Raw genomic sequence first — 17,969 nt, forward strand, 5'->3', positions numbered from 1 at the left:
GTCATCACTTGGTGATTTCGACTTCGGCGTAACGACCATCAATCGCGACAGATCCGTCCTTGGCTTGATTGAACTCCGCAATCAGCTCTGAGATAGCGCCGGCCAAATCAGCTTGTCCTTCTGCCGAGAGCGCCAGAAATGCTTTGTGAACCGGGCCATACAGTTCGCGGAATACGCCAATGAAATGTTCTGCTGACCGGTAACGGAACCGAAAGCTGCGGGTTTCAATCTCGATGGAACTTGCGTCGCTGAAGCTGGTGTTTAGCCAGACCTCATCCCCCCAAAGCGCGGGAGATTTCACCCCGGTTGGTGGCGCCACATAGGCACCCAGCACACGGAAAAGACGACCGATGAACCCATCTGGCGTCCAGTTGGCCATGCCGATCTTGCCGCCCGTGCGCGTAACCCGCATCAATTCTGCAGCCGCTTTCGTCTGATTTGGCGCAAACATGACGCCAAACGTTGATACCACTGCATCAAATTGCCCGTCTGCAAACGGAAGGTTTTCGGCATCGGCAATCTGAAAATTGACGTCGAAACCTTCGGCTTTCGCACGCTGCGCGCCTTTGTCGAGTAGATGCTGGACATAGTCAGTCGAGGTGACCGCGTGCCAACGGCGCGCAAGGGCCAGCGTCGCATTACCGTTGCCCGCAGCGACGTCTAGTACCTGTGATCCCGGAACAAGGTCCAACCGATCGGCCAGTTCTTCGCCAACTTTTTGCAGGGTCACACCAACGACGGCGTAATCGCCTGACGTCCATGCGGCGTTTTGCTTTTTCTTGATCGCTTCAAAGTCTGGCGTGATTTCTTGTTGAATTGTCATGGTTATCTCCTTCGATATCTTTGTTTGTCGATGGCAGAGCTATGCCAACGCACGGTCCAGCACGCTTGTGGACGACATGAGTTTTTTGTGGGGAAGTCTGGCGGATCGGCAATTCGGGCCCGGTTTTCCGTTGTGATAGCGTGTTTGCGCTTTTACGGTTCATCCAAAGAACGGTTGCTTTTGCATGATTTACAGTTTCGATGACTTTGAAGTTGACCTCTCGACAAGAGAGCTGCAGCGCGCAGGCAGGCGCCATCCAATCGAACCAAAAGTGTTTGATGTCCTCGTTCTGCTCATTGAAAATCGTGACCGCGTCGTCCCGAAAGATGAATTGGTAGACCGTGTTTGGGACGGCCGCTTCATTTCTGACAGTGCCGTCTCCACCGCGATTAAGGCCGCGCGGCAAGCGATTAATGATGACGGCCGAACACAACGTTTCGTGCGTACAATTCACGGGCATGGCTTCCGCTTTGTTGGCGATATCGCAGCGGCGCCACTTGCCCAGCACTCCTCACCCGCCGCACCAGCTCAGAACAACGCTCCGAACAATCTGCGAAAGCGGCGACGCCCTCTGTTTGGACGGCGCCACGAAGTTGAACGTGTGCTTGATGAACTTGCGAGTGGCGACATCGTGTCAATCGTCGGCCCAGGGGGTGCCGGGAAATCCGCATTGGCGGTTGAGGTCGCATCCTCAGTTTTGGAGAGATATCCGGGTGGCATTTGGTTCTGCGAATTGGCCCCGGCCGAAAGCGACAGAATAGAATCTGCCGTGCTTGGTGTGCTCGATTCCAGTGCCGGTTCAGGGCCTGTCAGCCCGGCCAAGATTGCCGAACGGTTGGGAGAAGAGCAGGTCCTGCTGGTCCTTGATAATTGCGAACATGTGATTGAGGCTGCTGCCGCATTGGCCGACAAGCTTTCTGGTCTTGTCCCAAACCTGACAATTCTGACGACAAGCCGCGAAGCACTTGATTTGCCAACCGAGACAGTCTTGCGGCTCGGTGGTTTGCCTTACGAGGCGCGCGATGGTGTCGCGGTCGAAATGTTTCTGCACTGCGCAAGACAGGCGACCGATCTTGCCACAACAGATAATCTGTCCGAGACGGTGCGCCAGATTACCGAACGTTTGGAAGGGCTTCCCCTCGCCATCGAACTTGCTGCGCCCCGGTTATCGTCGCGCACCCCAGATGAGCTCCTGCAAGACCTTGACGATCAACTGTCCGTCTTGTCCAACCGCCGCGGTAGAGCGCGTGGGCGGCACCATACCATGGACGACACAATCGCATGGTCGTTCAACCTGCTGTCTGACGACGAACAAAATGCATTGACGAGCCTGAGCATCTTTGCCGGCGCCTTTACCGCCCAAGCGGCCGAGGCTGTGTGCGAAACGCCGAATGCAAGGGATATCCTGCACAGCCTTGTCAGCCAATCGATGGTCAACTTTATCCCTGACACTCCGATGTCACGCTTTCGGTTGCTGGAACCGATCCGTCAGTTCAGCGAAAAGCAACTTGAGGAGGAGCGTCGCAGTAGGCTGGAAGAACGGCATGGTGAATGGTTTGCATCGCAGATCAACGATCTGGCACAAAAGATGCGTGGGCCTGATGAGGTCACGGCTTGCGAAGCGCTGACGGCTGCCTGGCCCGATGTCGGTCGCGCGCTTGCATGGGGACGGCGCGTCAAGCGTGCTGACATTGCCGTTGAACCGCTGCTCGCGTTGCACATCCATCTACTTTGGCAGCTTCGGATCGAAGGATTTGAATGGTTGGAAGCCGGCGTCCAGTGTTGCGACCTGTCGGCTGAATATCACCATCGCGCCGACCTTGTCAGATCTATTGGCGCATGGAGCGCCGGTGACCTGGACCGTTCAGAGGCACTTATGGCCACAAGCATTGCTGCGGGCGGAGAAACGGTCGAAACCGCCTATTTCCAGTTCTACCAAGGGTTTGCGCGAGAAGACTTTGAGAAAGTGTTCATCAGCGGCAAGAAGGCATGGGATCTCGCCCGGAAGAATAATGATATTGCATGGAAGATCCAAACCTCTGCCTTTCTGGCATGCGGCTACGCGATGAGTCAGGGCGACGCGCCAGAAATCCCCGGACTTTTTGAAGACATAGAGGCCATGTTGAAAGACTATGATTGGCCGTCAGGGCATTGCTGCGAACTGATTGGGCGTACGGTCGCCGCATTTGGTCGTGGAAGCCCTGAAGATGTCGAGCACTATCGCAATATGCTCGAAATTGCCGCAAACCGCTGCTACGCGCCCTGGTTCAAAGTGACCGCCGCCGGGATCGAGGCCAGCCTGTCGCGCCCTCCGGACGAAGCGAAAGTGCAACTGGAAATGTACGCAAAAGGGCTGAAATCCGCGATCAGTACGGGTGACGTCATTCAACTGCCAACAATCCTGCGTGCGATTGCCATTTGCTTGGTAGACGTTGGCGAGCCCGCTTCCGCCGCGCGTCTTTCTGGTCTTATCCCCAGCATTCGCGGATTGGGCGAAAAGGGTTCTCTGGCACCTGGCTACGAAGGCGCAATGGAGCGTGCCGTCGCGAGCATGACCGATATCGACTTTGACAATGCAGTTTCTATGGGACAGGACTGGGACTTGGAGGATGTTCTATCAGAACTCGACGTGATCATCGACTAGGCCACCTTTAGGGAAGGAGGCGTTCGCTACTGCTTGGCAGTCTGGTGAGTTTGGGCTCAAAGCCGCCACGAGAGGCAGCACAAAATCGGGTGCTTTGCCCTCATTGAGAGCCGTAGAGGACGGCCCGGAGCTGCCGTTGCCGATGTCGCCAAGCGCTGCGGCGCAGCTTCACCAGACCGGACTTTAGCCGCAATGCCGAAATGCTGCCCCGCTCGAACTCACTGATCGCGGACAAAGCGGACTTGTGCGACTGCAACTATTGCTGGCGCAGCATCCGGTTGCCTGTGCGGCGGGTAGTTCGCTCAACGCTCCTACGGACGTCGAAGCAGTCACTGAGAGCTTTCCGAGTCATCGTCTAGATTACTGTCCTAAGTCAATGTGGTGAGATCGGTCAGCAGGAGCATCAGAGCCGCTTTCGGCGCGCAATCAGCGTCGCAGCAGGACCCGATGACGGCAGAATCTGCACATCGCAGTTCATTGCTCGGCTCACCTGTGCCTTGATCGTGTCGATATCAAGGAACCGCCCCGTCCGGCGATATGCAAGTCGCGCCTGCATTATCCGGTCAAGAATGCTGCGCTCCGATTTCTCCGCACAGAACGTCAAGCAAAGCAGACCGCCGGGTCGCAAGACGCGGCACAGCTCATCCACTGCATCACTGGGCTCAAACACCGTTTCAATCGCCCAAGCACAGGTTACAATATCGAAGCTCGCTGCCGCAAACGGGAGGGCCTCAAAACGCCCGCGGGTCTTCTCTACGGGGAGATCGGCGGAGTGCGCGAGCATGGCCCATGAAGGGTCCAGTAAGGTGATCTGCTCGGGCCGGACACCCTCCGACAGAAGGCGACGCGCAAATCGTCCTGTTCCGCAGCCTGCATCCAGCAGGGTTGTGTCGGCGTTCATGGCGACTCGAACGGCGGCCTCGAGGGCGGCCTGCGCCTCGCCGCCAGAGAACCGCAGCCACCGTTGATGAAGTTGATCGTAGGTTGGGGCCAGCCGCTCATATGTTTGGAGCGTCTGGTTCTGCTGTTTGGTAGCACATTCCATATCTTACTTCCTTGTCGGGGATTTGCCACCTTATTGTTATGCGTATACGAACAAGCGATTGCCTAAAACTCAATGACTGCTATACGTCAGCGCATGAACTGGGATGCAATTTCGTTTGATTGGAACCAAGTACGGGCCTTTTTGGCGACCGCCGAGGAGGGCAGCTTCAGTGCTGCTGCACGCGCCCTGAAGACCACCCAACCGACAGTCGGTCGCCAGATCTCGGAACTAGAGGAACGGTTAAGTGTGACGCTTCTAGAGCGAAGCCAGAAAGGGCCAAAGCTGACAGAGGCAGGCGAGGTTCTATTGCACCACGTCCGTGCCATGAGTGACGCCGCCATGATGGTTTCAATGGCTGCCATAAGTCAGTCGGTGGACGTGTCTGGAACGGTGCGCATCACTGCATTCGATATGATGGCAGCGCAGTTGCTACCAGCAATCCTGCTTCCGCTGCATGAAAAGGCGCCAGGTGTCCGGCCGCAACTGATCTCGTCCAATTCAATCGACGATCTTCTGCGGCGAGAGGCGGATATCGCTGTCCGGCACGTGCGGCCGAGCCAGCCCGAACTCATCGCGCGACACATCGGCGATCTGACGACGCATCTATATGCCTCGCCTGCATATCTCGATCGCGTCGGACGTCCGAGTTCACCTCGCGATGCTGGTGACCTTACATTCGTCGCACCGATCGAGCAGGATGGTGTCCAGTCCTTGCTGAACAGCCTCGGGATACCGATCAGCGACAGGAACTTTGCGATTTCAAGCGACGCTGGGACCGCAATATCCGGCTGTGTTAAGGCGGGCTTCGGTGTCTCGCTTCTCCCGGCTGCGATATGCAAATCGGATCCTGGGTATGAACAGGTACTCCCGGATCTACGCATGCCAACGATGCCTGTCTGGCTTGTCACACACCGCGAGCTTCAGACAAGCAAACGTATCCGGATTGTCTTCGACCAGATTGCTTATGGTCTAAGCCAGGTTGTTAAAGCTAGCTAACAGGCCTTCGGCGGTAGTTGTGAATTGTAAGGCCGCGCCGCTGGAAAGCCTGGCAATCGATGTGACCATCTGCCTCGAGCTCGGTGATGGCAATGGGTGTGTTGTTTGCCGCAACAGCCACGATCACTGTCTCTTTGTCTGCGACCCGCTTAATGTAATCTGCCGGTACGCACGGCGCCGGGCTCCACGATTTGCTCTGCTCGGGCGTGTAATCGGGTACGCCGATGTTGTGAGCAGCCTCATACATGATCGCCGTCAATTCGGCTGCATAGGACGGCCGGAAGGGCCGTAGGGTTGAGTTTTCATTCTGGAATGTCCTGAATATTGGAAAATGGTAAGCGCCCCATCCTGCCACAACTGCGAACTTCACTAACACCGGGCTGACAACGCAACGAGTGCATGGTGCACCGCATGCTGTCAGGCCAACGGCTTGCGTCCGGTCGCAATCCATGCGGTTGCCCCCAACTGGGTTGGGAAAGGCCCCACCTGCGCGTCGACGAAGCGCACCGCTTCGGAACTCACGGCGTTCCAAGCCTCAGCCGACATCCGCGATCGCATGACCGAAACTGGCGCGCTTCCTTCTGTCAAGTCGTGCCAAAGCTGGTTCGCGGATGGAAATGCGAAGCTGCGCGACACACGGTGAACTGAGACGTCAACAAACCCTGCCGCCTGCATTTCCGCCACAAGAACGTCGGGGTTTTCTAACGAACTGATGTCGTACGTTGGCGGTCGTCGCGACGGATCCAAGCGCGCGATAGTCTGCGCCATTACGTCAAACAATGGGCAGAGAGAGAGTTGTGCCCAGCTTGAAATGCAGGCCATGCCACCTTTGCGCAGCGTCCGATACATCTCTGAATAGCCAGCTGCACGATCAGGGAAGAACATCAGGCCAAAAAGAGAAAACGCTGCGTCGAATTGCGAGTCTTCGAACGGGAGCGCCTGTCCGTCGCCATGATGCACGGTGACCGCGTTGAGATCGGATCTGGACAGGTTTCTTTCCAGAATGCGCAGCATGCTCATCGAAAAGTCGAGCGCGGAAACCCGCGCCTGCCGGTCAGCAAGCAGGGTTGTGAGTGTCCCGGGCCCACATGCGATATCGGCTACATCTTGACCGGGCTCGATATCTACCAAGTCCATTGCAGCGATAGCAAACTGAGTGAATACCAGCTTGGCCGAGGCTTCATACCCGTTCGCGACGCAATCCCACGGCGCGGCTTTACTCAGATCGTTCATTTTCAGGTGGCTCCTTCTCGACCCTGACAGTTTTGGTTTCGGGGGATTTCCCGTCTTCGGACCTTGAAATGCCCATTCAACGATCGCGGCGCCATTGCGGAAGTCTGAACAGTTGCCATGCACCCATTGATGGATGCATTTGTGGCGGAGCTAGGTGAACCGCATCCTGCTCGCTTGGTCACGTTCATCCTACGGCATGCCACCCATCGCGGAGCTGAAATCAAGGCAGCTCCACCAGTCTGAGTTGCTTTCCGGATGCGCAGCTGGTGCCACTCATAGACACGACTTGCCAGATCATGCGTTGGCGTATGGTCAGTGTAAGGATTTGGGCAATCTGCCATTTGCCAGCATATTGCTAAACCGTCTCCAACCTCGGAGACCCGCCATGCATACCACATTAACCTCGCACCGATCCTCGGTGCCCATAGGCCAACCCGCTGATGGGTTGTTTCCGGCAAATGGGTCCGTCCTAGACGATCCCGAGGCGGGCCCGGTCATTAAAAGCCCCAAACCAATTGCGGGCATGTTCCTTCGTGCAAAGTTCGCAAACGTGGTGCGGCACTATCGTAAGATCGGGTTGGCCATTTTGGTTGGCGTCCTGACCTCTTTGCTGCTCCTTGGTACCTCGGGGCTTTCTTCGACGCTAACGACCCATTTGCAAACTGGAATGCCGTCCATCGCCATGGGCGTCGCGATCCTGCTGGTCTACATTGTCTTGCTCGCCGTACCGTTCGTGCCGAGTGCTGAAATCGGACTTGCAGTAATGCTTGCTTTGGGCTCTTCCGTTGCTCTGCCGGTTTATGCTGCGACAATCCTTGGCCTGACTATCGCGTTCGCCACAGGACGGTTTGCAGATCGGGCCCGAAGTGCTGACCCCGCAAGTACCGCTCAAACTAATAAGGACGCTCTGGCAATCCTTCACCAGAAACTCGGACGGCGACCGGTTCTTCAGCGACTCATGCGCTTTCGCGGGCTAGCCCTAATCTTCATGATCAACATGCCAGGCAACACAGTCTTTGGCGGGGGTGGCGGCATCGCGATGGCGGTCGGGTATAGCCGGACCCTTACATACCCCGCTTTTCTTACCTGCATCGCCATAGCGGTCGCGCCGGTTCCAGCCTTGTTTCTCGTTGCTGGTGCCATCGGATTGGAAGATTGGATTCATGGGTTGCTGGGCAGCGTTCATTGATGGTTCGTCAACACCGCCTGCCGGACGTGTTGGCAGGCAACAGATCGAAAATCAGATATTTGGCAACGACTCCTGGTTTGCCAATTCGACTACATCAACGCGTCATTTCGGACTGCTTCGGAACAATCCTGACGTCGGTTATCCCAATTTCCGGCGTGTCTTCCGGCACAATTGCGACCTTCAACTTCGTTCCGGTTGATCGGTCCACGATTTTTATCGCACTGCCATGCTCTGCCAAATGCGTGTCTCCCCAAGCCATTAAGGCAAGCAAAGGAAGACCAAAGGTTAGGCCTGTCTCTGTCGGGGCATATCCGTATCTGGTGCGAGAGTTGCCTTCTCGGTAGGGGATACGCTTGAGCATTTCGGCGTCGACCAGACGCTTGAGCCGGTCTGTCAACACTGATCGCGGGATGCCGATGTCCGCACGGAAGTCATCATACCGCATCACACCGTAAAACGCCTCGCGCATGATCAGAATTGTCCAGCGATCCGAGATGATATCGGTCGCGAGGGCCGCTCCGCATTTGTCCAGGGGAACAGGTGAATGCCGACGATATATAGTATCTGAGTTTGACATACGGTTTCAGCTCCAGTAAGTGTGATCTGAGTTCAGAATAAGGTTTCAGATCATGTCTGCAATATCGTTGATACTTACTGTAAAGATGGTCGTCACCGTAGTCTTTGTGGCGGGGCCGTTCTTGCTCTTGCCTCGATCGCGTCTGGCGGCGATGACGGCAGTAACCACCACTTCCGCAACACTGTTTCGGCTCTACGGAATGGCCGCGACAGCTTTGCTCGTCGGCTACGGCTTCGGGCTTTGGCAAAGCTCGAACGGGGTTTTTCCCTGGGGGTCCGTGCTTATGGGCATTGTATCAAACATAGGAGCCACGGGAATTCTGGCATTCAACGGGACCGCATCCTCAAGAGCTTATTGCGCGGTCTTTGGTACGATTGGCTTGTTGCTGATCTGGGCAGCATTGCGGCCAACCGGCGCCTTTCAACCCTTGCTTTTATGGTAGCGGAAGGGTCGCGTTCCACGTCATGCGCCCGTGCATAGCCGCTGTCCACTTTTTAGCAATCGACTGTTCGCCAGCCTCGCAACAAAAGCGTCCAGGTGAACGCTAAAAGCAACAGCTCTGAATCCACTCAAAGCCCTTAACAAAGGAAGAAGGACAACAGAAATGCATTTTGCAGAGACTCCCATCAAACTCGCGGCCCTCTGGCTATTCATCCTGCTCAACATCATTTTTCGAGATCTCCACCATTTCGTGATGCCTGGGTTTCTTCAAACCGTCATGACGGGTCAGTTCAACGGCATGGAGATCACACCAGAATTGATGCTGATCGGTGGCATCGTGGTTTCGATCCCGATCTCCATGGTGCCATTGTCAATGCTATTGGAGCGTCGTTTCGCTCGGCCTCTCACATTCGTCGCAGCACTCATCACAACCGTCACCATGATCCCGCCGTCTCCAATCGATCTCGATGATGCCTACCACCTTGTACTTCAACTTGTCGCGATGGCCACAATCGTCGTGATGGCTTGGCGATGGAAACCGGCACCGACAGGCGGCGATGCACTATTCACCTAACACAAGAAAAAATGGACAAATCCATGACTGACACCAACCAACCCCTGACGCACGAGAAGAACCAACCCGAGATTTACGGGCATCTCGGCAATACCCACGCACTTATGGCCAACCATGGCTTAGATCATGCCCTGTCAGTGCTGATCGAGCTTCGGGCGTCACAAATCAATCAGTGCGCCTATTGTGTGGCTATGCACCTTAGCCAAGCGCGCAAGGCGGGTGTTTCACAGGCAAAGCTGGATACTCTCGTGGTCTGGCGCGAGGTGGACCACTTCTCGCCCGCCGAACAGGCGGTTCTCGCGTGGACCGAAGCCCTGACATACCTTGATCGAGATCAGGACCTGTCAGAACTCCGCCGGGATTTGCGAAAGCACTACTCCGACCAGGAGATCTCAGTCATCACGGCAGACATCGGTATGATCAGTCTTTGGAACCGGGTTCAGAAGTCGAAACACTGACACGGACGAATACGTATCATGGTCGCGGTGGCGCTCGGTGGACTGGGCGCCGCACTCCGCAAGCGGAGTCGGCCGGAATCGATCGCCAAAGGAGGCGGCTTTGAAAAATGAAATTATCTTCGCAAGGCTCACCGACGTTGAGCCCGCCGAGATTGTCGAACACATGTCCGACCCCAAGGTCGCCGAGCACATGCCACTTCTAAACTTCAAGTGGAACGCCAAGGTTGCCGCCGGCTTTGTCGCGAAGAAAGAAGAGTGCTGGAGCCGTGACGGTCTTGGACACTGGGCGTTTCTGGTTGACGGCAAGTATGTCGGATGGGGCGGGTTTCAAAAGGAAGGCGACGAGTGGGATTTCGGACTCGTTCTGCGTCCGAACTCATTCGGTCTGGGGCGGCGTATCACGATGAAGGCCCTTGAGTTTGCAAAGTCAGACGACCGCATTCCGTTTGTAACTTTTCTGTTGCCGCCATCTCGCAAGAACCTGGGCGCGCTTCGAAGACTAGGAGCAACGCACGTTGACCATATCGACTACGACGGAGAGACGTTCCTCAAGTTTCGCCTTGAAACTGATTAGCCGCAGAGCGAGGTTGCAATGCTGAGTATTGCGATAAACGGAGGCTCTGTCCTGTTACACACCCGCCAGTGTCTAGGACTAACCCTAGCGGACCCACTGCCAATCTCGAGACGATCGTTCCTTCTGATCGGAGTATCACCCATGATGAGCTTCGACGGCCCAATCCTGCCGTTCGCTTAGCTTTGGCGATGCTGCATGCGCGCCCGCTTAGCGGTCATTCGCCACCGCTGCGAAATCAATGGATCGCCCGAGGACCGCATCGCGGGACGAAGCGGCCTTTGGCTTCGACTGAACGAATGACCGCTAACAAGACGGACTTTCGACTTCTTCTTTCCGTTGGCTACCAGGGATGGGTCGATCCGTCAGTGTTTAGGAAATTGCCGTTGGCCGAAGACAGTTTTCCATCTCTCCACAATGCAAACACAGCGCGCGCGACCTCTTCTGGCGTCCGGTCCGCCTTGGCGCCGCCCATATCTGTTTGCATCCAGCCGGGGTTCAGGGCGACGGCCGATCGGCCGCTCTCAGACCATTCGCCGGCAATTGCGCGCGTCATCATGTTCAGCAGGGCCTTTGACCCAGCATAGCCGTAGTGACCGCCGCTTGACTTACCGCCAATCGATCCAAGCCAGGACGAGATGTTCAGGACAACGCCATCCTCGGCCAGAAGTGGCAACAGCTTCGAGACCAACTCGGTCGGGGCCAAGGCATTGATCCACATGCTCTCCGCGACGTTCGCGGCTGAGAAACTGTCGATGGAAAAGGTGGACCGAAAATAATCCGGATCGTCCTTGCGGTCTTTCGGGTTGAACCCGGCATTGTTGACCATAAGGTCGATGACCGGTCCCGCAGCGGTGATGGCCGCGCTGAATGCCTGCAGGCTGGCCGGGTCGGACAGATCGAGCGCATGGGCCTCGTCTATGATGGCGGGGGCGAGGCTCTCGGGACGGCGGGCCGTCCCGATTACGCGCCAGCCCTCTTTGTGAAAGGCCGATGCGATAGCCGCACCGAGGCCGCGATTGGCGCCTGTCACAAGGATTGTCTTTAGGGGATCAGACATGGATTTTCTCCTAGAAAGATTTGATTGTAATGACGCCAGCAATCATCAGCGCAAGACCTGCAGCCCGACCAAGCCCGAGCGCGTGTTGCGGATTGCCGAACGCCCCGAAATGGTCGAGTGCGAGCGCCATGCAAAGCTGCCCCACAAGGATCAGGCCGGTCGTCAGCCCCACACCAAGCCGCCGCGTTATGATGACGATGGCCACGATGTAGCCGGTCGCGATCAAGCCGCCGAGCCAAACGGTTCGGGGTGCGGCGCGCAACTCCTCAAAAGAGGGCAGCGGCGGACGCATCACCGCGACAAGCACCAGAAGCACGACAGCCCCAACCAGAAACACGATAAGCGAGGCGGTGAAGGCATTCCGTGTGACGCCCCCCAATTGGCCGTTAAAGACCAACTGGAGGGGCACCATTGCGCCCGTTGCAAACGCAGCGAGGATGAGTGGCCACTGGGTCATGCGAGCGCATCGACCACGTGACGGGCGGCTGCGGCGGCCGAGACCTGTTGCTGGCCGGTGATCAGATTGCCGTCGCGGATCGCAAACTCTTCCAGCGGGCCACCCACTTCAAAGGACGTGTCGGCCAGCTTGCGCGCCTCAGATTCGATCCAGAACGGTTGGATCTTCATTCCTACTGCTTTCTCGGCGTACGCCTCTTCTGAATCCGCAAAGCCGGTCCAGCGTTTGCCTTTCACCAAAAGATCCCCGTTGGACAGCCGCGTTTTCAGAAGAACACAGGTGCCGTGACAGACAGCTGCCGTGACTTTGCCCGCCTCGTAGAAATCCGCGACTGCCTTGTGGGTCTTGGGGTCGTCGATCATCGTGACCATCGGGCCTTGCCCGCCGACCACGAAGATCGCGTCGAAATCATCCATATCGAGGTCGTTCAAAGCGGGCGTGTTCTGCAAGAGCGCCATTTTGGCGGGGTCCTGCTTGAACGCGAGCGAAATGGTGTCTTCGACGGAATAGCCACTTTCGTCTTCGGGGTCGGAATAGCCGTCCGCTTGAAGTACACCGCCACCCGGCGATGCAATCGTCACATCGTGGCCCGCGTCCTTGAAGACCTCGTAGGCGTGGCTCAACTCGGCCCACCAGAAACCGATGGGCCATTGTGTTACAGGTGAGACCGCCGGGTTGGAGGCCAGCATCAAGATACGTTTTGTCATAGGTTTTCCTTTCAGGTTTTCAGCCAATTTGCGGAGGTGTCGTGTCGGCCCAGGCTGGCAGCGTTTCGATGCCCTTGAGCCAACGCGCGACATTCGGGTATTCAGAAAGCGGGAAGTGCGCGTTTCTTGCGTGGGTAAAGTCACCGGCGACGGCAAAATCCGCCACGGTCAGGCGATCGCCGACCAGGTGATCCTTGCCGTCCAGCGTATCATCAAGAATCTTCAACAAGGCGCGCAGCTTCTGCTTGGCGGCGTCACGTTTGACCGCGTCTGCATCGATGCCGCGCACACGCTTGAAATGGTTTTCGACATGCAGCGGCACCACAACGGGCGACAGTTCGACCGACTGCCATGTCATCCACTGTGTGATGTGGCCCCACTCCTGCGCCGATTGCCCCAGCAAGTCGTTTGGGGATTGCGCGGCAAGGTAGATAAGAACCGCATTCGCTTCCCAGACCGTGTAATCATCGTCCTTGATTGCCGGCACTTGCCCCATCGGGTTGATTGCCAAAAAGCTATCGGCCTTGTGGTCCTTGTCCTGCATCGACAGGGGTACTTCTTGGACCGCGACGCCAAGATGGCGGGCGAGAGCGCGGGCCTTGCGCGCGTTGTGAGACATCGGCCAGTGATAGAGCTCCATCAGGTGTCCTTTGAGTTTGTGTGGGACAGGGCAAAGCCGAATGTTCGCCCCAAAGGCCCTTTGACAGCGGACCAGATCCAGATCATCGCGAGCGACTCCAGATGCCGAGCATTGGAAAGCGGCCCACCGTCGACAGCCTCAAATCCGGCTTCTGCAGCAAGGGTGAGTGCGAGTGTCTTTGCCGCCGGATCATCGCCCGCGGCGAACATCACGGGCGTGCCGGACAACTTGCCAGCATCGTCCATGAACTCAGCCCCGATCTGGTTGAAGCACTTGACGACATGGCGTCCGGCAGCCGTGCCTGCAGAACTTCAGCGGCAGAGCCCGGCCCATCAAGGACCAGATCAAGCTTGCCGTTTCGCATGCCCACGGGATTGGTCGCGTCAATCACAGGCTTACCCGTGACGTGATCCACGATCGCCCGGCAAACCTCGTTTTCGGCACCACACGGCGTTGCAAGCACGATAGCATCGGACCAAACCGCAACTTCGCCGATTGGGCCTTCGGATGGGGCTGATGCAGTCCGGACACCAAGTCGAACCTCATGTTGGTGCGCAAACGTGCCGGACAGCGCGGATGAAACGCGTCCACGTCCAATGATCCCAATCTTCATGCCGCCGCTCCTTGCCTTGCCGGTGCTCAGGACATATGGATCGGCACAGTGTAGTTAAACTGAAAACGCTTCATGTCAGAATACAATGAAAATAAAATCAGAAGGCTGGATCTGACCGTCCTTTTGATTTTTCTCGCGCTCATGCGCACCCGCAAAGCCTCTGACGTCGCTGGTGAATTGGGGCTCACGAACTCCTCGATCAGCCATACGCTGCGCAGGTTGCGCGAGGTATTCGAGGATGAGTTGTTTCTGCGTCGCCCGCATGGCTTGGAGCCCACGGCATTCGCGATCCAGATTGAACCCAGCATCCGCGCCGCCGTCGATGCGGTTCAGTCGGCCTTGTCGGGACCAGCGCTGTTCAACCCGGCAACGGCAGACATAACTTTGCGTCTGTCCGCGTCAGACCGGGAGATCGCGACATTTCTCCCGAAGGCTATGGCGAACATGCGAGAGGAGGCCCCCGGCATTCACCTGTCTGTTCGGTCACTGACCAGATCAGAGTGCTTGCGCGGGTTATCCGACGGCACGCTCGACCTTGCCTTGGGCTACTTTGCGGGCGCTGGTGATGAATTCGACACACACCTCATTCGCAAGGAAGGCTACCTTGTCGCTGCTCGAAAAGGACACGCCATATTCGATGCGCCCTTGACGCCCGAAACCTATGCCGCCGAGGCGCATATCCTTGTCTCAAGCGATGGATCAATGCGGGGAGTTGTCGATACCACGCTGGAACAGCAGGGGCTGAACCGGCAGGTCTGCCTCGCCGTTCCGTCGTTCCTACCTGCGCTGTCTGTTCTGGCAGAAAGCGACTTCATTAGCACTTTACCCGCCGACCTCGTCAGACATCATGCGAGCTACTTTGGGTTGAAATTCTGTGAGCCGCCGATCGAAATCCGTTCGTTTGATGTCTCAATTCTTCGTCACAAAAGACATAGCAAAAGTGCAGTACATAACTGGGTTACTGACAAACTGGCAAAATAGCTGAACGCTTTGTGGTGCACGAGCTTTGGAAACGGGATATCTTTTTTCCGCAAAAGGGTACCTGACACGCGCTCAGAGCGGCGCACTTCGGCCCATAGCCGACTTCCGACAGCCTGCCTCAATGCTGCAGCCGCAGTCCGCAAAGCTGACATTCAAAACTGCATCAGCACCAGTGGCATTCAAACTAGTTCGAACGCTCACAAACGACCTTGAGCGCTCTGTTTTCTCGGTTCAACGCCGCTTTGAACGCTAGCGTGAACAATGATTGGATTGGCCACCAGGTTGGAACAAATCGGAGTTGCAAAGTGCTCTCGACTGATGTGCCGTTGTCTACCAAGACGTGCCTCGCCACAAAGCGACCCTTCTCATCGATGGTGCGCCATGCCGCTACTTTGTTTGGAACCAGTTCGGTGACTTGCCAGCTCCGTTTAGGTTGTAGCGGTTGCTTAAGCGAGAACTCCGTCCCTATTGACAGCTGATCGGCATCTTGAACACTCGCCGCTTGTATCGTTGGGCACCATTCAGGCCATCGATTGACGTCAATTGTGTATTTCCAGACAGTTTCCAACGGGGACGTAATGAGGATGGAACTTTCAACAACAGACGTTGAAGGCATCCCGGCTTCCGCACTTAGTGCATGCATATCTCTTCTCCTTTTCAGGAGTGGCATGCCTCAACAGGCTCCTTCCCGCTATTCGCCCATCGGACACGAAGGGTTTGGATAAGACGCTAGGTTGCGTCTCCAAGCGCATGGCTCAACTTCGCCTGCCACTTGCGTCGGTATTCGCTAGCACTCAATCCGACCCGCTTCTTGAACGCGGTGCGAAAAGCAGAAGGCTCTGCATATCCAACTTCTCCAGCAATGTCGTCGATTGGGGTATCGGATGTTTCGAGTGCCTGTTTTGCCTCTTCGACCCGGACCGTTTGAACATAGTCGCTTGGAGTCTGTCCTGTGGCAGCTCGGAACCGGCGCAACAACGTACGCTCTGTCATACCCGCCATGCGCGCCATTTCCTGAACAGGGTTCGAATGCTCGTAGTTGACGGCTATCCAGCTCTGTAGGTCGCCGATGACTGCGTCAGAATGCTGGCGTCCAGCGGACAAAGACGCAAAGCCCATTTGGCCTTGGGAGTGCGGTTCAATTAGGTAGAGTTTGGCAATTCGACGCGCTTCTTCGCAACCTACCAAATGGGCAATCAGGTAAAGAACAAGATCAGCCCAAGCTGACGCGCCACCGGCGGTTACGATGCGATGTCCGTCGCCCGCAGGGATCAAGACCCGTTCGCGGCGCACCCGTATTCCTTCGAACTCTTCAGCTAACCGTTCTGAGTAAGCCCAATGGGTCGTTGCATCCACGCCGTTCAGTACGCCACTCATGCCTAATAGCAACGCTCCGGAACAGACGGATGTCACCATCCCGCCGGAATCGTGCACCTGAGCGGCCCACTCCGCGATTGGATTCATTTCCGAAGGGAGCGGTTTCCATGGGTCGAGATGCATGTCTGGTACAATCACGAGATCGGTTTGCGACGGTTCAGGTAACACAGCTTCCGGGGTGATCAAGCGGCCATTCAAATCGCGATAGGCTACACCGTCCGGCGTGCACAGACGCGCCCGGAACGGTGATTGGAGCATCTGTTCGCCATGAAGCATCGCCCAGTCCCGACCCACAGAAGCCAGAACATCCAGGATCGAAAAGACTGTCGATGTGCCAGCCCAAGGAAGTCCTACGACAACTGTTTCGAGTGATTTTGACATTTCAGATGTCCGATTTGAGCCGTTCTTGTCGATCTAACAGCTAACGCGACTCGGCTTGTCAATGCAAACGATCTCCATCTGAGCGCCACGGCGCTTTCAACAATGGAGACCCAAATGAACGATCTTTCCTCACCAACCCCCTTCAATGCCGAACGCGCCGAAGCCTTCGCTGGTCAGCTTGTCGGCACGATCACGAACGCCGCAACCTCGATTATGATCTCGCTTGGCCACCGTGTCGGCCTGTTCGACGCAATGGCCGCTCTGCCACCGAGCAGCAGTGAAGCACTCGCTTCTTCAGCGGGTCTTGCTGAGCGATACGTACGCGAATGGCTTGCTGTCATGGTGACTTCTCGGATCGTCGAGTACCAACCGGAGAACCGGACTTACTCACTGCCTGCTGAGCATGCCGCTTTTCTGACGCGAGCAGCCGCACCTAATAACATCGCTGTGACCAGCCAGTTTGTTGGGGTTGCCGCCTCGGTCGAAGAGCAAATGATCGAGCGATTTCAAAGCGGCGATGGTCTGCACTACGACCATTTCCTTCGCTTCCACGAGGTGATGGCAGAAGACAGCTATCAGACCACGGTTATGGCCTTGATCGATAGTATCTTGCCAATTGTCCCAGGTCTGATCGAGCGCTTGAAGGAAGGTATCGATGTCGTCGATATTGCGTGTGGCGGCGGTCGTGCACTACTCAAGATGGCGCATGCATTTCCAAATAGTCGGTTTACGGGTGTGGACCTCTGCGAGGACGCATTCGCCGAAGCGCGTGTTCAGGCCCTAAAGGACGGTTTGGATAACCTCACCTTCAAAACGCTGGATTTGAGCACCGTCGATTCACTTGGCGCATTCGACCTGGTGACTGGTTTCGACGCGGTTCATGACCAGAAAGACCCTCTGGGGCTTGTCAAAACTGTTTACAATTCGCTGACGGAAGACGGCGTGTTCCTGATGCAAGATATCGGCGGGTCGCGGGACCTTGTCACCAATATGGACAATCCGCTTTCGCCACTTTTGTTCACCATTTCGCTGATGCATTGTACGCCGATTTCGATTGGTCAGGGCGGTCCAGGTTTGGGAACGATGTGGGGTGTGGAAACCGCGCAGGACTTCTTGGCCGAAGCTGGGTTTGACGATGTGGAAACCCACCGCCTGCCGCATGACCAAGTGAACGCCTACTTCGTTGCACGCCGTTAAATGCG

21 protein-coding genes are annotated in these 17,969 nt (G+C 56.5%); 9 read left to right on the top strand and 12 right to left on the bottom strand.

What is annotated here, in order from left to right; genetic code table 11:
* Positions 1–4: 4 nt before the first annotated feature.
* The gene (locus SLH49_RS03065) at positions 5–823 is read right to left on the bottom strand and encodes a class I SAM-dependent methyltransferase (RefSeq protein WP_320267702.1); all 819 of its coding nucleotides are present in this window, start codon (positions 821–823) and stop codon (positions 5–7) included.
* A 184-nt stretch (positions 824–1,007) separates the two neighbouring features.
* Between SLH49_RS03065 and SLH49_RS03075 the strand changes: the two genes are divergently transcribed.
* Positions 1,008–3,467: an ATP-binding protein gene (locus SLH49_RS03075; protein WP_413785264.1), complete on the top strand. Its 2,460-nt coding sequence runs from the start codon at positions 1,008–1,010 to the stop codon at positions 3,465–3,467.
* Between the two features lie 403 nt (positions 3,468–3,870).
* On the opposite strand, the gene SLH49_RS03080 is transcribed toward SLH49_RS03075, so the two are convergent.
* Positions 3,871–4,512: a class I SAM-dependent methyltransferase gene (locus SLH49_RS03080; protein ID WP_320267703.1), complete on the bottom strand. Its 642-nt coding sequence runs from the start codon at positions 4,510–4,512 to the stop codon at positions 3,871–3,873.
* 93 nt (positions 4,513–4,605) lie between these two features.
* Here SLH49_RS03080 and SLH49_RS03085 point away from each other — a divergent pair, with 93 nt between their 5' ends.
* Positions 4,606–5,508 (top strand): LysR family transcriptional regulator, encoded by a 903-nt coding sequence (locus SLH49_RS03085; RefSeq protein ID WP_320267704.1) that lies wholly within the window; start codon positions 4,606–4,608, stop codon positions 5,506–5,508.
* A gap of 417 nt (positions 5,509–5,925) precedes the next feature.
* On the opposite strand, the gene SLH49_RS03090 is transcribed toward SLH49_RS03085, so the two are convergent.
* Positions 5,926–6,864 (bottom strand): class I SAM-dependent methyltransferase, encoded by a 939-nt coding sequence (locus tag SLH49_RS03090; RefSeq protein WP_320267705.1) that lies wholly within the window; start codon positions 6,862–6,864, stop codon positions 5,926–5,928.
* A 262-nt stretch (positions 6,865–7,126) separates the two neighbouring features.
* On the opposite strand from SLH49_RS03090, the gene SLH49_RS03095 reads away from it, so the two are divergent.
* On the top strand, positions 7,127–7,930 hold the full coding sequence (locus tag SLH49_RS03095; RefSeq protein ID WP_320267706.1) for a hypothetical protein: 804 nt from the start codon (positions 7,127–7,129) through the stop codon (positions 7,928–7,930).
* A 94-nt stretch (positions 7,931–8,024) separates the two neighbouring features.
* On the opposite strand, the gene SLH49_RS03100 is transcribed toward SLH49_RS03095, so the two are convergent.
* Positions 8,025–8,507, bottom strand: a complete 483-nt coding sequence (locus SLH49_RS03100; RefSeq protein ID WP_320267707.1) for a helix-turn-helix domain-containing protein — start codon at positions 8,505–8,507, stop codon at positions 8,025–8,027.
* 52 nt (positions 8,508–8,559) lie between these two features.
* On the opposite strand from SLH49_RS03100, the gene SLH49_RS03105 reads away from it, so the two are divergent.
* The 4 genes from SLH49_RS03105 (at position 8,560) to SLH49_RS03120 (ending at position 10,554) form a co-directional block, all read left to right on the top strand.
* A complete protein-coding gene (locus tag SLH49_RS03105) occupies positions 8,560–8,949 on the top strand; it encodes a hypothetical protein (RefSeq protein WP_320267708.1) in 390 nt (129 codons plus the stop codon).
* 162 nt (positions 8,950–9,111) lie between these two features.
* On the top strand, positions 9,112–9,522 hold the full coding sequence (locus SLH49_RS03110; RefSeq protein WP_320267709.1) for a DUF6326 family protein: 411 nt from the start codon (positions 9,112–9,114) through the stop codon (positions 9,520–9,522).
* Positions 9,523–9,545: 23 nt separating this feature from the next.
* Positions 9,546–9,980, top strand: coding sequence for a carboxymuconolactone decarboxylase family protein (locus SLH49_RS03115; RefSeq protein WP_320267710.1), 435 nt, complete (start codon positions 9,546–9,548; stop codon positions 9,978–9,980).
* A gap of 100 nt (positions 9,981–10,080) precedes the next feature.
* Positions 10,081–10,554 carry a GNAT family N-acetyltransferase gene (locus SLH49_RS03120; RefSeq protein ID WP_320267711.1) on the top strand — a complete coding sequence of 158 codons (474 nt, stop codon included), beginning with the start codon at positions 10,081–10,083 and terminating at the stop codon, positions 10,552–10,554.
* Between the two features lie 340 nt (positions 10,555–10,894).
* Here the strand turns inward: SLH49_RS03120 and SLH49_RS03125 are convergent, their stop codons facing one another.
* The 6 genes from SLH49_RS03125 to SLH49_RS03150 are packed head-to-tail and all read right to left on the bottom strand — an operon-like array spanning position 10,895 to position 14,028.
* The gene (locus SLH49_RS03125) at positions 10,895–11,611 is read right to left on the bottom strand and encodes an SDR family NAD(P)-dependent oxidoreductase (RefSeq protein ID WP_320267712.1); all 717 of its coding nucleotides are present in this window, start codon (positions 11,609–11,611) and stop codon (positions 10,895–10,897) included.
* Between the two features lie 10 nt (positions 11,612–11,621).
* Positions 11,622–12,068, bottom strand: a complete 447-nt coding sequence (locus tag SLH49_RS03130) for a DMT family transporter (RefSeq protein WP_320267713.1) — start codon at positions 12,066–12,068, stop codon at positions 11,622–11,624.
* Positions 12,065–12,775 (bottom strand): type 1 glutamine amidotransferase domain-containing protein, encoded by a 711-nt coding sequence (locus SLH49_RS03135; protein ID WP_320267714.1) that lies wholly within the window; start codon positions 12,773–12,775, stop codon positions 12,065–12,067. The genes SLH49_RS03130 and SLH49_RS03135 overlap by 4 nt, the downstream gene beginning before the upstream one ends.
* A 19-nt stretch (positions 12,776–12,794) precedes the next feature.
* Positions 12,795–13,415, bottom strand: a complete 621-nt coding sequence (locus SLH49_RS03140; RefSeq protein ID WP_320267715.1) for a glutathione S-transferase family protein — start codon at positions 13,413–13,415, stop codon at positions 12,795–12,797.
* Positions 13,415–13,660, bottom strand: a complete 246-nt coding sequence (locus SLH49_RS03145; RefSeq protein WP_320267716.1) for a hypothetical protein — start codon at positions 13,658–13,660, stop codon at positions 13,415–13,417. Before SLH49_RS03145 ends, SLH49_RS03140 begins: the two co-directional genes overlap by 1 nt.
* The gene (locus tag SLH49_RS03150; RefSeq protein WP_320267717.1) at positions 13,624–14,028 is read right to left on the bottom strand and encodes a hypothetical protein; all 405 of its coding nucleotides are present in this window, start codon (positions 14,026–14,028) and stop codon (positions 13,624–13,626) included. Before SLH49_RS03150 ends, SLH49_RS03145 begins: the two co-directional genes overlap by 37 nt.
* A gap of 72 nt (positions 14,029–14,100) precedes the next feature.
* Here SLH49_RS03150 and SLH49_RS03155 point away from each other — a divergent pair, with 72 nt between their 5' ends.
* The gene (locus SLH49_RS03155; RefSeq protein ID WP_320267718.1) at positions 14,101–15,009 is read left to right on the top strand and encodes a LysR family transcriptional regulator; all 909 of its coding nucleotides are present in this window, start codon (positions 14,101–14,103) and stop codon (positions 15,007–15,009) included.
* Between the two features lie 184 nt (positions 15,010–15,193).
* On the opposite strand, the gene SLH49_RS22305 is transcribed toward SLH49_RS03155, so the two are convergent.
* On the bottom strand, positions 15,194–15,679 hold the full coding sequence (locus tag SLH49_RS22305; protein ID WP_413785265.1) for an SRPBCC family protein: 486 nt from the start codon (positions 15,677–15,679) through the stop codon (positions 15,194–15,196).
* Between the two features lie 59 nt (positions 15,680–15,738).
* Complete coding sequence (locus SLH49_RS03160; RefSeq protein ID WP_320267719.1) at positions 15,739–16,767, bottom strand: GlxA family transcriptional regulator; 1,029 nt, start codon at positions 16,765–16,767, stop codon at positions 15,739–15,741.
* 114 nt (positions 16,768–16,881) lie between these two features.
* Between SLH49_RS03160 and SLH49_RS03165 the strand changes: the two genes are divergently transcribed.
* Positions 16,882–17,964 carry a class I SAM-dependent methyltransferase gene (locus SLH49_RS03165; protein ID WP_320267720.1) on the top strand — a complete coding sequence of 361 codons (1,083 nt, stop codon included), beginning with the start codon at positions 16,882–16,884 and terminating at the stop codon, positions 17,962–17,964.
* Positions 17,965–17,969: the final 5 nt, after the last annotated feature.

It is taken from the genome of Cognatiyoonia sp. IB215446 (genome assembly GCF_033963825.1).
GTDB lineage: Bacteria > Pseudomonadota > Alphaproteobacteria > Rhodobacterales > Rhodobacteraceae > Yoonia.

Coding starts and splice junctions, on each gene's coding strand:
- SLH49_RS03065 (WP_320267702.1), bottom strand. CDS start 823: ATGACAATTCAACAAGAAATCACGCCAGACTTTGAAGCGATCAAGAAA.
- SLH49_RS03075 (WP_413785264.1), top strand. CDS start 1,008: ATGATTTACAGTTTCGATGACTTTGAAGTTGACCTCTCGACAAGAGAG.
- SLH49_RS03080 (WP_320267703.1), bottom strand. CDS start 4,512: ATGGAATGTGCTACCAAACAGCAGAACCAGACGCTCCAAACATATGAG.
- SLH49_RS03085 (WP_320267704.1), top strand. CDS start 4,606: ATGAACTGGGATGCAATTTCGTTTGATTGGAACCAAGTACGGGCCTTT.
- SLH49_RS03095 (WP_320267706.1), top strand. CDS start 7,127: ATGCATACCACATTAACCTCGCACCGATCCTCGGTGCCCATAGGCCAA.
- SLH49_RS03100 (WP_320267707.1), bottom strand. CDS start 8,507: ATGTCAAACTCAGATACTATATATCGTCGGCATTCACCTGTTCCCCTG.
- SLH49_RS03105 (WP_320267708.1), top strand. CDS start 8,560: ATGTCTGCAATATCGTTGATACTTACTGTAAAGATGGTCGTCACCGTA.
- SLH49_RS03110 (WP_320267709.1), top strand. CDS start 9,112: ATGCATTTTGCAGAGACTCCCATCAAACTCGCGGCCCTCTGGCTATTC.
- SLH49_RS03115 (WP_320267710.1), top strand. CDS start 9,546: ATGACTGACACCAACCAACCCCTGACGCACGAGAAGAACCAACCCGAG.
- SLH49_RS03125 (WP_320267712.1), bottom strand. CDS start 11,611: ATGTCTGATCCCCTAAAGACAATCCTTGTGACAGGCGCCAATCGCGGC.
- SLH49_RS03130 (WP_320267713.1), bottom strand. CDS start 12,068: ATGACCCAGTGGCCACTCATCCTCGCTGCGTTTGCAACGGGCGCAATG.
- SLH49_RS03135 (WP_320267714.1), bottom strand. CDS start 12,775: ATGACAAAACGTATCTTGATGCTGGCCTCCAACCCGGCGGTCTCACCT.
- SLH49_RS03140 (WP_320267715.1), bottom strand. CDS start 13,415: ATGGAGCTCTATCACTGGCCGATGTCTCACAACGCGCGCAAGGCCCGC.
- SLH49_RS03145 (WP_320267716.1), bottom strand. CDS start 13,660: ATGGACGATGCTGGCAAGTTGTCCGGCACGCCCGTGATGTTCGCCGCG.
- SLH49_RS03150 (WP_320267717.1), bottom strand. CDS start 14,028: ATGAAGATTGGGATCATTGGACGTGGACGCGTTTCATCCGCGCTGTCC.
- SLH49_RS03155 (WP_320267718.1), top strand. CDS start 14,101: ATGTCAGAATACAATGAAAATAAAATCAGAAGGCTGGATCTGACCGTC.
- SLH49_RS22305 (WP_413785265.1), bottom strand. CDS start 15,679: ATGCCACTCCTGAAAAGGAGAAGAGATATGCATGCACTAAGTGCGGAA.
- SLH49_RS03160 (WP_320267719.1), bottom strand. CDS start 16,767: ATGTCAAAATCACTCGAAACAGTTGTCGTAGGACTTCCTTGGGCTGGC.
- SLH49_RS03165 (WP_320267720.1), top strand. CDS start 16,882: ATGAACGATCTTTCCTCACCAACCCCCTTCAATGCCGAACGCGCCGAA.